The sequence below is a fragment of the Rhodococcus sp. HNM0563 genome, from assembly GCF_012726195.1.
Taxonomy (GTDB): domain Bacteria; phylum Actinomycetota; class Actinomycetes; order Mycobacteriales; family Mycobacteriaceae; genus Rhodococcus.
This window is the reverse complement of the sequence record NZ_JAASAF010000005.1, coordinates 62,873-77,281: the sequence shown is the minus strand read 5'-3', so window position 1 is coordinate 77,281 and position 14,409 is coordinate 62,873. Positions and strand designations below refer to the sequence as shown.

Genomic DNA, 14,409 nt, shown 5'->3' with positions numbered 1-14,409 from the left:
GCAGGGTGCTGCGGTATTCCGTGGTCACCTCGGGGGCGAAGGAGGTCGGAGGAGATATCAGTGAGTATGAGGGAGTATCGGATTTCTCATCGACTGTTGTGAGCCTGAGGCCCATTCTCCTGACAGATCAGGCACACCCCGTCATGATGATCGTCATCAGACGACGGGGGGACACGTGCGCTGGTCGATCGAATGTCGATTCTCTGCAGCCGCCTTCGCAGCGGCCGGAGTTGTTGCTCTGAGCGTCGCACCACCGGCATCGGCGGAGCAGGCGATCGGGTCGTACGTCGCGCTGGGTGATTCGTTCGTGGCCGGGCCGGGAATCCCACCGAGCACGAGCGACGAGTGCGGACGTTCCGAAGTGAACTACCCCACCCTGGTAGCCGAAACGCTCGGCGTCGCCGAATTCGTCGACGCCTCGTGCAGCGGTGCCGTCTCCAGCGATCTGCATGGTCGACAGATCTCCGTCCTGACCCGCTCGGCAGTGCCACCGCAGTACGACGCTCTGCGGCCCCACACCGACCTCGTCACGGTCGGAATCGGCGGAAACGACATCGGCCTGGTCCAGCTGGCGATCTCCTGCACCAATGTCGCTCCTCCCCCGCAGGGTGTGTCGTGCGCGGAGAGCAATTCCGGCCGGCCCGATCCCTACGACATCGCGATCGACACCTTCGCGTCCAGGTATGCCGTGATAGTCGAGGAAATCCGGACGCGGTCACCGCACGCAGACATCGTGTTCGTCGGCTACCCGACGGGGATCCGTGACGGCGGATGCTTTCCGGAACAACAGATGTGGCCGCAGGACGCCACATATCTGCAGTCCAAGATCGACCGGCTCAACACGGTGATGGCCGAGCAGGTCGTCGGCGCCGGAGCCCGATTCGTGGACCTTCGCACATCGACGATCGGGCACGACGCGTGCGCCACCCCCGAGCAGCGGTGGATGGAAGGGATCGTTCCGTCATCTCCGGGTATCCCACTGCACCCCAATGCAGCGGGCCATCGCAATGCGGCAGAGCGGGTGGTCAGCGCGTTGTCAGCCGACAACTGAGCGTTCGGGTGCACGCACGGCGAGCAGCGCGACCAGACCCGACGCCAGCACGAGAAGCAGACCCGCGATGCCCGCCCGGTCCGCGCCGAACCACCACGCGAAGAATCCGAACAACGTCGGCGCCAGGAACGACACTGCACGGCCTGTAGTGGCATAGAGACCGAACATCTGGCCTTCGCGGCCGGCCGGGGTGATGCGAACGAGGAAGGTACGCGCCGACGACTGGGCGGGGCCGACGAACAGGCACAGAAGAAGGCCGAAGACCCAGAACATCAGAGGCCCGGACACCACCAACAACACCCCACCGACCACGATCATCGACGCCAACGAAGCGACGATGACTGCCTTCGGGCCGACCCGATCGTCGACGCGGCCCGCTACGAGCGCACCGACCGCCGACACCACGTTTGCGGCCACGCCGAACAACAACACGTCGGCGGCGCTGATCTCGTACACGGTGACCGCGAGGACCGCCCCGAAGGTGAACACCCCCGCAAGGCCGTCGCGGAACAAGGCGGACGCACCGAGATACCAGACGGTGCGCCGGTCCTCGTTCCACAGCTCCTTCAGATCGTTCCACAGCACACGGTACGACTCGACGAAACCCACCCGGCGGTCGTCGTCGGAACGTTGGTGGGGTTTTTCGGGCACGGCAAACAACACCGGCAAGGCGAACACCGCGAACCACACCGCAGCGAGCAATGCCACCAGCCGGATGTTGAGTCCGTCGCCGGTGGTGATCGACAGGAATCCTCGGGTGTCGCCGTCTCCGGCGATGAACCCCGTGTAACACAACAGCAAGAGCACAATGCCACCGAAATAGCCCATGGACCAGCCGAATCCGGAGACCCGGCCGATGTTCTTCTCGGTGGAGACCTGACTGAGCATCGCGTTGTACGGAACATTGGCGAGTTCGAAGATCACCGAGCCTGCTCCGAGGAGTACAAGCCCGAGCCACAGGAAATGGTGGTCGTCCCGAACGAAGAACATTGCTGCCATCAACGCCACTGTCGCGAAGGTCAGAACCCCCAACGAACGCTTCCGGCGTCCGCTCGCGTCGTACTTCTGTCCCGACACGGGCGCGAGTACGGCGATGGCGAATCCTGCGATGCCGAGAGCCCAACCGAGCCAGGTACTCGCCGAGATCGACCCGGGAAGATCATCGCCGACCGCGTCGGTCAGGTACACCGAGAACACGAAAGTGAGGATCACCGCGTTGAATGCTGCCGAACCCCAGTCCCACAGGCCCCATGCGAAGACCTGCCGACGTGTCGCGTCAGTACCCGTGCCGGGTCTGAAGTCCGTATGTGCGTTCATGCCCCGCAGCTTATGAGCGACCGGTCGGCGATGCGACTGCGCGCACGCAGTGGTTAGTCTGTCGTCTCATGGTCCCGAAGATCCGCGCCGCCAGCCTTCGCGGATTCGCGTCGTTGGTCGAAGAACTCGGCGGCGATCCGGATCGGCTGCTCGGGCGGTTCGCGCTGTCTCGGAAACTCCTCACGTCCGATGACGAACTCATCCCGATCGATGCACACGACTTGATGCTCGAGACCGCTGCGACCGAGCTGGAATGTCCCGACCTCGGTCTGCGGCTGGCAGCGGTGCAGGACGTGAGTGTTCTCGGACCGCTCGCATTGGCGATCCAGAAGTCCTCGACCGTGGCCGAAGCACTCCATTGCGCGTCGCGGTTCCTGTACGTACACAGTCCCGCACTCAGGGTGGACGTTGAGCCCGACCCCTACGGCCGTCGCGGGGTCGTCGCGTTGACGTACCGCAAGGATCTCCGGGAATCGTCGTACTCACGGCAGGGCATCGAGCTGGGACTCGGCCTCTTCTTCCGGATCGCGGAACTGCTCATCGGAGGCCGGATCGGACTCCGATCGGTCGAGATCCCACACCGTCCGCTCTCATCCGTCCGCCGATACACCGACTTCTTCGGCAGCGACGTGAAGTTCGGCCGCGCGGTCGCCGCCATCTGTGTCGACAGGCGGATCCTGGACGAACGCTTCGCGCATGCCGACGAGACCATTCGGCAATACGCTTTCCAATTCCTGGTAGAGAACTTTTCCGACCCGGCAACCGACTTGCCTGCGCGCGTGCGCAGCATCCTCGCCGCGACATTGTCCGCGCCGCCGTCCCTGCCCGAGGTTGCGCGCGCGCTCGCGATGCACCCTCGAACATTGCAACGGTGGCTCGCCGCGGAGGACACCACCTTCGACACGGTTCTCGACGCCATTCGCCGCGACACTGCCCATCGACTCATCACTACCGGCAATGTGCCGTTCTCGCAGGTGACCGGACTCGTCGGTTTCACCGAACAGGCCACTCTCAGCCATGCGGTCCGGCGCTGGTACGGGATGAGCCCCAGAGAACTCCGCAACACCGTCGAAACCGGATTGTCGCGCTGAAACAAGTTTTCTCGAGACGCGCCTTGCACCCTGGACCGAGAACGATTCAGGCGCAAGGAGTGATCTGATGGCGACTCAGGCAGAGCGAACCGACGTCGAGCTTTCGAACATCGGGGCACGCACCATCCCCGAGTTCGAGGGTGTACACGACGTCTGGCCACGGGGTGAGCGTCTGAAAGCCGTGCGCCGCGCCGCGCAAATGTACAAGCAACGCTTCACGTCTCAGGGTCGCATCCGTGCGATCAAGTCGGTCGATATCGCCGCAGCACCGTACCCGGTCGAATACGCCTTCCACAACGCCGTGTCGGTACCGACCCTCCCCCTGATCTCGATGATCAACCGCATGATCGTCGTTCAGTACGACGACTGGAACGGCACCGCGCGCACACTGGTGTTCGAACCCACCGTGCCTGATGGGTCGGCCGAAGCCCCGTTCTACCGAAACCTGCGCGCGCTCATCGACAAGATCCCCGGTGGCCACCTCGCGGAGAAACTCGTCCTGAGCTACTACAACGAGCCGGGCGAGGTGCTCGAGAAGCTCGGCCTGGCACCGGACGACATCGACTTCTGCACCTTCGACCACCTTCACGTGCAGGACCCACGGATGATCCTGGGTTCCACCGAGGTCATCGAAGGCGAGACCGAACCACGCAGAGCGCTGTTCGGCGACGCGAAAATGCTGGTGCACAGGCGCGAGCTGGCCACCTTGCAGTCCCTCCACCCCATGCAATGGGCGTGGTACGTCGACGGCGGGCTCGCCGGGGTGGATCCCGCCAAATTCGTGACATTCGACGGCGACATCGAACTCGGCCCGGGAATCGCGCTCCTGTGGACGCCCGGCCATACCGACGGCAACCATTCTCTGGTGGTCAACACTCCGGACGGGGTCTGGGTCTCGTCGGAGAACGGTATTGCTCTGGACAACTGGCAGCCGGAGCTCTCGAGGATTCCCGGTGTGCGCAAGTACCACGAGCGATTCGGCCGCGAGATCTGCCCCAACGCGAACACGCTGGAAGATTCTCTCGATCAGTACGATTCGATGATCAAGGAGAAGACGCTCGCCGACCCCTGCAAGACCGACCCTCGCTGGCTCCAGATTCTGCCCTCGAGCGAGCTTGCTCCGCGCAAGCGGCAGTGGCCTGTCGTACCGACCTACGTTCACGGCGGTATCGAGTACGGCACGATCGAGGCCGGGCAGCGATGAGTCGTGCTCGCGCAGGCGCAGTGGTCACCGGAGCAGGCCGTGGTCTGGGCAAGAAGATCGCTGCCCTCCTCGTCGAGCGTGGCTACCGGGTGCTGGTCACCGACGTCGACCCCGCGACTGCGCAGGCGACAGCCGACGAACTAGGCAGCCGCACCATAGCTCTGGCGGTCGACGTCCGTGACCATGCCCAGGTCGACGCCGCCCGCAAGGCGATCATCGAACACGCGGGACGTCTCGATCTGTGGGTGAACAATGCCGGAGTGTTGCTCACCGGCCCGGCCTGGGAGCAGGACGAAGCGACCCGCCGGCTGATGATCGAGGTCAACGCACTCGGCACGATCAACGGGACCGTTGCCGCCATTACTGCCATGCGAGACACCGGCAGTGGCCACGTGGTCAACATCGTCTCGCTCGCCGGCCTGACCGCCGTGCCCGGCGAAGCGGTGTACGCGGCGTCCAAACACGCAGCTCTCGGATTCAGCCTGAGCACCATGGCCGATCTCCGGTCCCGCGGCATCACGAACATCGACATCTCCTGTGTCTGCCCGGACGGCATCTGGACACCGATGCTGCACGACAAGCTGGACGATCCGGCCTCGGCGCTGTCGTTCTCAGGAAAGCTGCTGGGGGTCGACGACGTCGTCGATGCGGTGCGCTCCGTGCTCGACAAACCTCGACTCGTCACCACGATTCCGCGTTGGCGTGGAGTCGTCGCCCGGTTGGGCGACGCGCTGCCCCGATTCGGCCTCGCAGCCGTCCCACTCATGGTTGCACAGGGCCGTCGTGTCCAGAAGAAGCTGAGAACCACGGGCGGACCGCGCAACTCGTGAGCCCGACCGGACCCGCATCATCCCAATGCGACGTGAACAGCTGCTGCCAGGAGCGCGGAGACCGACTGGCGCATGACCGCGACCGCTTCGTCCACGGTGAGCTCGTATTCGTCGCGCAGCACCGACCATGATGCCCAGGTGGAGGCAATCCCGAGCGCCTGCACTGTCCGGGTGCGGCGGTGACGAGTCAAGAGGGTGAGCTCGCGCGCAAACAGGACCTCGATCTCGTCGGTCACACGATTGATGTGCAGCAGTCGATTCGCACGGAGCTGTGGCGAGACCGATTCACGAAGCCCAGCGGCCCGCGCCTGCGGCGCAACGTATTCGAGTAGCCGCGCCCGCTGAGCGCAGAACGCCTCGATCCGGTCAGGAAGAGGCAGCTCCGGAGCCACCGGAACGAACTGGGAATCCTGACGGCGCAAGACCTCCTCTCCTGTCGCAGCGAACAATGTTTCGAGATCGCTGAAGTTGGCCCACAGTGCGCGAAGTGAGACCCCCGCAGCCTCGGCAATCTGACCGCCGGTCGGCTTCAGTTCGCCACCCTCGATGAGCCGGATGTGCGCCTCGATGACCAACCGGCGGGTGCGCTCGGCACGGGCGGTCCGGCCGTCGGAGCCGTTCATCCCCACACTTCCTCGTTTCGTTCGTGACACCTCTGGATCCCACACAGTCTGCCAGCGGAGCGGACGCACGGCCGCATACTTCGCGCCTGGCTAGACCACGCTGAATACCAAACTTTCGTCGGACAGTAGGAATCTACACTGTCAGTGTTGTAATCTTTCGGCTAACGTGATGTCGATCTCAACTTCAACATGATTCGCACCCATCATTCGCGGATCACAAATCAGAAGGTGCATCGCAAGTGCAGCTACAGACTCTTTCTCGCACCGACAGTGCCGATACCGCGCGCCTCGAACTGGCCGGTATCGGAGTTCGCTTCGGAGGTATCGTCGCCCTCGACGACGTCTCCCTGCAGGTCCCCGCCGGATCCGTCGTCGGGATCATGGGGCCGAACGGCGCAGGCAAGACCACATTGTTCAACGTCATCTGCGGGTTCATCCGCCCCGGCGACGGCACCATGTCGCTCGACGGGAAGCCGTTCACTCCCGTCCCACACCGACTCGCCGCCCGAGGCGTCTCCCGGACCCTGCAGGGCCTCGGCCTGTTCGCCGGACTCACCGCCGTCGAGAACGTCGCCGCAGGCGCCTCCGGGCGACATCGTTCGCCGTTCGTCGCCGGCATGCTCGGACTACCCCCCGCAGCCCACCGCAATCGACAGGCCGTCGCCGACGCCTCGAACCTGCTCGACGAACTCGGCATCGGCAGCTACGCACATACCCTCCCGCCTGCGCTTCCCTATCCGGTCGCAAAGAAGGTCGCGATCGCGCGCGCACTCATCTCCGACCCCACCCTCCTACTTCTGGACGAACCCGCCGGCGGACTCGACCAGACCGATATCGACGACCTGCGTGAACTCATCAGAGCTCTGCCGCAGCGCGCAGACAGCGTCGTCTCCGTCATGCTCGTCGAGCACAACGTCGACCTGATCATGTCGGTGTGCGACCACATAGCGGTCCTCGACTTCGGCCGGGTGATCTCGCAAGGCACACCCGACGAGATCAAAGCCGATCCCGTGGTTGCCCAGGCGTACCTCGGCGACCGGGAGGCTTCATGAGCACTCCACTGCTCCAGGTCGAAAACCTCACGGCAGGTTACGGTCCCGTGCCAGTCCTCCACGACGTCTGCTTCGAGGTACCCGCAGGCACGATCGCTGCTGTGGTGGGTCCCAACGGCGCAGGCAAGACGACACTGCTGCGCGCACTCTCCGGGTCACTCCCTGCCATCCAAGGCACGATCAGTGTCTCAGGCACGTCTCTGGTCGGGGTACCCACCGAGAAGCTCGTGCACCACGGTGTAGCCCACGTACCCGAAGGACGCGGCGTGATCGGCGAACTCACCGTCGACGAGAATCTCCGGCTCGGCGGCCTGTGGCGAAAGGACCGCGCCGACGCCGCCCGCGCAGTCGCCGAGATGTACGAGATGTTCGAGCCGCTCTCCCGGCGCCGCGACAGCTCGGGGCACCAACTCTCCGGCGGGGAACGACAGATGCTCGCGATCGGCCGCGCACTCGTCGCACGACCGACGTTGCTCCTGCTCGACGAACCCTCACTCGGCCTCGCCCCGCGCATCGTGGACCTGATCATGACCACCCTGCGCGACCTGCGCGACCGCACCGGACTCACGGTCGTACTCGTCGAGCAGAACGTCCACAGCGCTCTCCCCGTCGCCGATCAGGCGATCGTGCTGTCACTGGGGCGCGTCACGGTCGCCACATCCGCCGCGGAACTCGCGCACGACCCCGAGTTCCGCACCGCATACCTGGGTTTCTGAGGAGACACCATGGACAGATTCCTGTTTCTCACCGTCGATGGTCTCGCCCGCGGAGCCGTCTTCGCTGCGTTCGCCCTCGCGCTCGTCCTCATCTGGCGCGGGACCCGGGTGATCAACTTTGCGCAGGGTGCGATGGCAGCAGCCACGACCTACATCGCATACTCGGTCACCTCCGCGACGGGGTCGTATTGGTACGGCCTCATCGCCGCCATCGCAGGCGGATTCGTCCTCGGCGGGCTCGTCGAACGGGTGCTCATGCGCCGCCTCGACACCAACCGCCCCTTGGCCGCCGTCATCGTTGCGCTCGGTGTGGTGATGGTGCTGCATGCAGTGCTCGGCATGATCTACGGCAACGACTTCCGTCCGATGCAACTGCCGTTCAGCCGCGAACCGTTCCGGTTCGGCGACGTCGCCGTGCTCTCCCCCTACGACCTGTTCGTGTTCATCACGGTCGGCATCGTGGTCCTCGCGTTGGCGTACCTGTTCACACGGACCGACACCGGCCTGAAGATGCGCGCCTCCGCGTTCGCACCGGACGTGTCGCGGCTGCTGGGTGTGAAGGTCTCGGCGATGCTCACCCTCGGCTGGGCCCTGGCCGGCGCCGTCGGAGCCCTGGCGGCTCTGCTGGTCGTCCCCACCGAACTCGGACTCAACCCACACGCCGTCGACCTCGTGTTCATCTTCGCGTTCACGGCAGCGGTGATCGGCGGACTCGACAGCCCGGTCGGCGCAGTCATCGGTGGCCTGGTCACCGGCCTGCTGCTCGGCTACGTCAGCGGATACCTCAGCGGGAGCATCGCGCCCCTCGCCGTGCTCCTGGCGTTGCTCGGAGTCCTCCTGATCCGACCCCAGGGCATCTTCTCCGGCACAGCGACAAGGCAGGTCTGACATGTCGTCGACACAACTCGCCACATCCGTGACCCGCACGGCATTGATCGTCGGCGCGACCGCAGTGGTGATCGTCGCGGTCTTCGTCCTACCGCCGTTCCGCAACTACCAACTGGCCACGATCGCCGCGTACGTGTGTGCCACAGCGGGATTGACGGTACTCATCGGGCGCAACGGTCAGCTCTCCCTCGGCCACGGAGCGCTGATGGCATGCGGCGCTTACACATTCGCACTCACCGCCAACAGTATGGGCGATGCGGGCGCCACCGGGATCGCCGTACTGCTCGTCCCCCTGGCCGCCGCGGTCGTCCTCACCTCGGTCGTGGGAGTGATCGTCGGTGCGGCCGCCGCACGGTTGCACGGCCCGTATCTCGCTGGTCTCACCCTCGCCCTCGTCGTCGCGATCCCGTCGATCACCACCACGTTCTCGGGTCTGCTCGGCGGAGATCAGGGACTGTGGGCGTACGTCGAAGGCCCACCGAGTGGGATCGCCGCCTTGTTCACCGTCGAACAGTGGCATGCCACCATCGCGGTTCTCGCTGCGGCAGTGACCGTCCTCGCGCTGTCCAACCTGACCTCCGGCGAATTCGGGCGACGGATGCAGGCTGTGCGCGACGACGAGATCGCCGCCCGACTCTCCGGAATCGACGTCACCCGCACCAAGATCGCCACCTTCGTGGCGAGCTCCGGAGCCGCGGGACTCGGCGGCGGCGTTCTGGCGATGGTGACGCAGAGCGCGTCGCCCGGTGCATTCGGTGTGACGTTCTCCCTGTTCCTGCTGATGGGCGTGGTCATCGGCGGCCTCGGTTCCCTGCTCGGCGCGGTGTGGGGTGCGGTGCTGCTCGTCGTGCTGCCCGCACTCGTTGCGGCAGTCACCGATTCTCTGCACATGTCGCCGGCGCTGGCCGAGCGCCTCGACGGCAATCTCGCGATCGCACTGTTCGGCCTTGCCGTGATCGCCGTCGTTCTCGTAGCTCCCGCAGGCCTTCAGGGTCTGCTCTCACGCGCTGTGCACGCCGTGTCACCGCGCGGGCGCGCCCCGTGCCACCGATCGGGTTCGGTTCCCGCGCCCGTTCCCGTCTCCACCACACCGAAAGCTGAGGCACACCGATGATCAGATCCCGGCGACACTTGATCCCGATCGTCGCACTCGCGGCGACCGCGGCTCTCACCGCAGCCGGATGCGGCAGCGGCACCAGCGCGACGGGCGGCTCCGCAGGCGAGGGTGACACCACCGGTATCACCGACACGTCGGTGCTCATCGGCACCCACATGCCGATGACCGGGCCCGCTGCGGCCGGCTACTCGAAGATCCCGGCCGCAACCCAGGCGTACTTCGACCACGTCAACGAGCAGGGAGGTGTGCACGGACGCACCATCGAATACAAGGTGCTCGACGACGGCTACAACCCGGCGAACACCCAGCAGGTGGTGCGCGAACTGGTGCTGCAGGACCAGGTCTTCGCGATCCTGGGCGGACTGGGCACACCCACACACTCGGGCGTTCTCGATTTCCTCGACACCAACGGCGTGCCCGACCTTTTCGTCGCGTCCGGGTCGCGGACCTGGAACCAGCCCGACAAGTACCCGCTGACCTTCGGATACAACGCCGACTACACGGTCGAAGCGAAGGTCATGACCGACTACGTCGACAAGAACCTTCCCGACAAGAAGATCTGCACGTTCGGCCAGGACGACGACTTCGGAGCCGACTACCTCGACGGGGTCGAGCAGATCGTCGGTGCCGAGAACGTCGTCGAACGCCAGACCTACTCCACGAGCAACACCAACGTCGCACCCCAGATCGGAGCCCTTCAGGCCGCGGGATGCGAGGTGGTCATGCTCGCCACGATCCCCGGATTCACCGCGCTGGCGATCGGCACCGCGGGTCGTCTGGGGTTCGCTCCGCAGTGGACCACCGCGTCGGTCGGCGGTGACCTCGTGACATTGTCCAAGACGCTCGGTGAGGCCGCTCCCCTCGCGGAAGGCCTGCTGAGCACCAACTATCTGCCGTCCCACTTCAGTGAAGACGACGAATGGACCACCCTGTTCCGGGAGATCAACGACAAGTACAACGGCGGGGCCGAGTTCGACGGCAACATCGTCTACGGAATGTCGATGGCGCATCTGTTCGTGCAGGCGCTCGAAGCTGCCGGTGAGAACCCGACCCGCGAATCGATCGTCGCCGCGATCACCGAGAACGGTTTCGACGGACCGAACCTCGTCCCGTTCCGCTTCTCGGCCGATGACCACGCTGGGGCAGGCGGGGCGCGTATCAACCAGGTCCGGGGCGGGATCCAGGAGTACATGGGGCCGTCGTACACCACCACCGACACCCCCGGCGACCCCGTCGTCGAGTACGCAACGGGATAGGTGTCACTCCGGATCGGGTCTCTGGGTGCGGGGTCGGTCGACGTCGGGGGCGACCGACCCCGTTCTCGTTCGACCGGAATCCGAGATCGGACAAGACCTGCTTTCTCGGACCAGAAGACCGGTCGCCGACCTGTCCATTCCGATAGTCTGCTGCGTAGCAGCGAATTATCGCGACGATGGGAATCGAAGATGGCAAAGCTTCCGAACACGCTGTCCGAGGACGAATTCGTCCTCATCCGGGAAACGAAGAAGTCGCAGATTGCCGAACTCACCGAAGACGACCTCATCGACCTGCACACTCGGACCCGCCGGGCGCGCAACAAGTACGTCAAGCTCTACCGCAGAAGCGGCGCAGAAAAGGTCGGTGAGAAGAAGTCCCGCGCCTCGGGTCGCGCAGCGAACAAGCGCAATGCCGGTAAAGCCGAGCTGTTCGAGGACGCCCTTGCGCGGGTCAGCCGTCGGCTGGCCAAGGTGGCACGCCAGTCTGCCCAGCAGCTCAAAGAAGAGCAGCTGGCGCTCGCCCGGAGTGATTCCCCGGTGCCGTCGGACGGCGCAGGTGGCAAGGGCAAAGGCAAGGTGAAATCGGAGGGAAAGTCACGCGTCGATTCCACCCGCGATTCGTCCGGCCGCAAGAAATACGAAGCATCGACGATCGCCGCGGGTGCGCGCCGTCAGGTCAAGAAAGACAAGAAGAACGCGTGACCGGCACGGGGGGTCGGCCGTTCGAACGAGTGCCGCTGCCCGGCTAGGCTGAACGCCGTGACTCTGCCGAACCCCCACCCCGATGCCCGTGCCGTTGTCACCGGAGCCTCCTCCGGTATCGGCGAGGCGCTGGCCACCGAGCTCGCGGCGCGCGGGCATTCACTGATCCTCGTCGCGCGACGTGGCGACGTCATGGAGGAGCTCGCGACCGAGCTCAGGTCCGCACACGGCGTCGAAGTCGACGTGCGCGCATGCGACCTGTCCGCCCCCGAGGCCCGTACCGATCTCGTCGACGAGTTGTCCTCGCGACGGATCAGCATTCTGTGCAACAACGCGGGTATCGCCACGTTCGGTGCTGTGGCCGAGCTGGATCCGTCCTATGAGCGGGCGCAGGTCGAACTCAATGCGGTTGCGGTGCATGATCTGACTCTCGCGGTTCTTCCCGGGATGGTGGAGCGCAAGTCGGGCGCGATCCTGATGGTCGGGTCTGCGGCAGGCAACATGGCAATCCCCAACAACGCGACCTACGCCGCGACCAAGGCGTTCGTGAACACCTTCTCCGAATCGCTTCGCGGGGAACTCAAGGGCAGCGGCGTGCATGTCACGCTGCTGGCTCCCGGACCTGTGCGCACCGAGGTTCCGGATCCGTCCGAGGCGTCGATCGTCGATCGGATCGTTCCCGACTTCCTGTGGATTTCGAGTGAACACACCGCGAAGGTGTCGTTGGACGCACTCGCACAGAACCGCATGCGCATCGTTCCCGGCGTGATCTCGAAGGCGATGTCGGCCGCGGGACAGTTTGCTCCCCGGTCCATCTCCGCCCCTATCGCCGGCGCGTTCTACAAGAAGCTCGGAGGCTGACGCCTCGCACATGTCCCCGACCGGCGTCCGGCGCATCTCGCATCGGATGCCGGTCCTGGCGCATTACAGTGATCCCCCTCACTTCCCGAGGGTGCTCTTTCCGCTTCGCCTCACCTACTCCCATCTGCTGTTTCCCTGTCGACCAGGGTGCAGTTGGCATGAGTCGCGCAAATTCCCACAAATCGATACCTGTGTTAACAAGTAGTTACGGAAAATTTTCACAAACACAGGAGTAGTACTTTGTCGCCGAAGATCGCAATTCTTGGAGCAGGACCGAGTGGGCTCGCGCAGCTGCGCGCCTTCGAGGCAGCACGGAAAGCCGGTCTCGACGACGTCCCCGACATCGTGTGCTTCGAGAAGCAGGCAGACTGGGGCGGAATGTGGAACTACACGTGGCGCACCGGCCTCGATGCACACGGCGAACCGGTTCACGCGAGCATGTACCGGTACCTGTGGTCCAACGGCCCCAAGGAATGCCTCGAGTTCGCCGACTACTCCTTCGAGGAGCATTTCGGACGACCCATCCCTTCGTACCCGCCGCGCGCGGTCCTCCTCGACTACATCATGGGTCGGGTAGAGAAAAGCGATGTGCGCAAGTACGTCCGGTTCAACACAGCGGTGCGGTGGGTCGACTACTCCGAACAGACCAAGAAGTTCACCGTTACCGTGATGGACCACGACAAGGGCGAACTCGAATCCGACGAATTCGACTACGTGGTCGTCGCCACCGGGCACTTCTCCACTCCGAACGTGCCCGAATTCGAGGGCCTCGACCGGTTCCCCGGGCGCGTCCTGCACGCGCACGATTTCCGTGACGCCGCCGAGTTCGCAGGCAAGCGACTGCTTCTCGTCGGCAGCAGTTACTCGGCCGAGGACATCGGAACGCAGTGCTACAAGTACGGTGCAAAGCAGGTCACCTTCAGTTACCGCTCCGCGCCGATGGGACATGACTGGCCCGATGCGTTCTCCGAAGTGCCACTGCTCACGCATGTCGACGGCAGCACAGCACATTTCAAGGACGGCAGCACCCGCGAGGTCGACGCCATCGTGCTCTGCACCGGCTACCAGCACCACTTCCCGTTCCTGCCCGACGAGCTGCGACTGCGTACCAACAACCGGCTGTACCCGCGAAACATCTACAAGGGCATCTTCTTCCAGAACAACCCGCGCCTGATGTACCTCGGCATGCAGGACCAGTACTTCACGTTCAACATGTTCGACGCGCAGGCGTGGTACGCCCGCGACGTGATGCTCGGCCGGATCGCGTTGCCCGACTTCGACAGTCGCGACGCAGATATCGAGTCGTGGCGAACCCGCGAAGAGGCTCTGAGCAACCCGATCGAGGACATCGACTTCCAGGCCGCGTACATCCGGGATCTCGTCGATGCGACCGACTATCCCGAGTTCCACGTCGAGCGCCAGGGTGAGGTGTTCAAGCAGTGGAAGAAGGACAAGAAGGCCGACATCATGGGCTACCGCAACCGTAGCTATACGTCCACCCTCACCGGAACCACCGCACCGCCGCTCCCCGCACCGTGGCTGGAGATCCTCGACGATTCCCGAGAATCCTTCCTGCGCAATGATTTCGAAGCCGAGAAAAAGGACGAACCCGAAGACAAGGTCGTGGCCCCTCGAACCGAGCGTCTACGCATCCCGGGCACGCTCCGCTCTGCCGAGGCGCGCGTCACCGCGAACGTCTAG

At 64.6% G+C, this 14,409-nt stretch carries 14 protein-coding genes; 12 read left to right on the top strand and 2 right to left on the bottom strand.

Annotated features, from left to right (window positions below):
- The first annotated feature begins 175 nt into the window (after window positions 1–175).
- Window positions 176–1,051 carry an SGNH/GDSL hydrolase family protein gene (locus HCA61_RS12575; RefSeq protein ID WP_169688540.1) on the top strand — a complete coding sequence of 292 codons (876 nt, stop codon included), beginning with the start codon at window positions 176–178 and terminating at the stop codon, window positions 1,049–1,051.
- Here the strand turns inward: HCA61_RS12575 and HCA61_RS12570 are convergent.
- The gene (locus HCA61_RS12570) at window positions 1,037–2,368 is read right to left on the bottom strand and encodes an MFS transporter (RefSeq protein ID WP_169688539.1); all 1,332 of its coding nucleotides are present in this window, start codon (window positions 2,366–2,368) and stop codon (window positions 1,037–1,039) included. The genes HCA61_RS12575 and HCA61_RS12570 overlap by 15 nt on opposite strands.
- Window positions 2,369–2,436: 68 nt before the next feature.
- Between HCA61_RS12570 and HCA61_RS12565 the strand changes: the two genes are divergently transcribed.
- The 3 genes from HCA61_RS12565 (at window position 2,437) to HCA61_RS12555 (ending at window position 5,493) form a co-directional block, all read left to right on the top strand.
- Window positions 2,437–3,459 (top strand): AraC family transcriptional regulator, encoded by a 1,023-nt coding sequence (locus HCA61_RS12565; protein WP_169688538.1) that lies wholly within the window; start codon window positions 2,437–2,439, stop codon window positions 3,457–3,459.
- Between the two features lie 67 nt (window positions 3,460–3,526).
- Window positions 3,527–4,663: a hypothetical protein gene (locus HCA61_RS12560; protein ID WP_169688537.1), complete on the top strand. Its 1,137-nt coding sequence runs from the start codon at window positions 3,527–3,529 to the stop codon at window positions 4,661–4,663.
- On the top strand, window positions 4,660–5,493 hold the full coding sequence (locus HCA61_RS12555; RefSeq protein WP_169688536.1) for an SDR family NAD(P)-dependent oxidoreductase: 834 nt from the start codon (window positions 4,660–4,662) through the stop codon (window positions 5,491–5,493). The genes HCA61_RS12560 and HCA61_RS12555 overlap by 4 nt, the downstream gene beginning before the upstream one ends.
- Window positions 5,494–5,510: 17 nt before the next feature.
- On the opposite strand, the gene HCA61_RS12550 is transcribed toward HCA61_RS12555, so the two are convergent.
- The gene (locus HCA61_RS12550) at window positions 5,511–6,116 is read right to left on the bottom strand and encodes a TetR/AcrR family transcriptional regulator (RefSeq protein WP_169688535.1); all 606 of its coding nucleotides are present in this window, start codon (window positions 6,114–6,116) and stop codon (window positions 5,511–5,513) included.
- Between the two features lie 239 nt (window positions 6,117–6,355).
- Between HCA61_RS12550 and HCA61_RS12545 the strand changes: the two genes are divergently transcribed.
- From HCA61_RS12545 to HCA61_RS12510, 8 genes are all read left to right on the top strand, one after another.
- Entirely contained in the window at window positions 6,356–7,168 is an 813-nt protein-coding gene (locus HCA61_RS12545) for an ABC transporter ATP-binding protein (protein WP_169688534.1), read from the top strand.
- On the top strand, window positions 7,165–7,884 hold the full coding sequence (locus tag HCA61_RS12540) for an ABC transporter ATP-binding protein (RefSeq protein WP_169688533.1): 720 nt from the start codon (window positions 7,165–7,167) through the stop codon (window positions 7,882–7,884). The genes HCA61_RS12545 and HCA61_RS12540 overlap by 4 nt, the downstream gene beginning before the upstream one ends.
- Before the next feature lie 9 nt (window positions 7,885–7,893).
- Window positions 7,894–8,772 carry a branched-chain amino acid ABC transporter permease gene (locus tag HCA61_RS12535; RefSeq protein WP_169688532.1) on the top strand — a complete coding sequence of 293 codons (879 nt, stop codon included), beginning with the start codon at window positions 7,894–7,896 and terminating at the stop codon, window positions 8,770–8,772.
- Between the two features lies 1 nt (window position 8,773).
- Window positions 8,774–9,886: a branched-chain amino acid ABC transporter permease gene (locus HCA61_RS12530; RefSeq protein ID WP_169688531.1), complete on the top strand. Its 1,113-nt coding sequence runs from the start codon at window positions 8,774–8,776 to the stop codon at window positions 9,884–9,886.
- A complete protein-coding gene (locus HCA61_RS12525) occupies window positions 9,883–11,145 on the top strand; it encodes an ABC transporter substrate-binding protein (RefSeq protein WP_169688530.1) in 1,263 nt (420 codons plus the stop codon). The genes HCA61_RS12530 and HCA61_RS12525 overlap by 4 nt, the downstream gene beginning before the upstream one ends.
- A 189-nt stretch (window positions 11,146–11,334) precedes the next feature.
- Window positions 11,335–11,847, top strand: a complete 513-nt coding sequence (locus tag HCA61_RS12520) for a hypothetical protein (RefSeq protein ID WP_169688529.1) — start codon at window positions 11,335–11,337, stop codon at window positions 11,845–11,847.
- Window positions 11,848–11,904: 57 nt separating this feature from the next.
- Window positions 11,905–12,708, top strand: a complete 804-nt coding sequence (cmrA, locus tag HCA61_RS12515; protein ID WP_169688528.1) for a mycolate reductase — start codon at window positions 11,905–11,907, stop codon at window positions 12,706–12,708.
- Window positions 12,709–12,948: 240 nt separating this feature from the next.
- The gene (locus HCA61_RS12510; RefSeq protein WP_169688527.1) at window positions 12,949–14,409 is read left to right on the top strand and encodes an NAD(P)/FAD-dependent oxidoreductase; all 1,461 of its coding nucleotides are present in this window, start codon (window positions 12,949–12,951) and stop codon (window positions 14,407–14,409) included.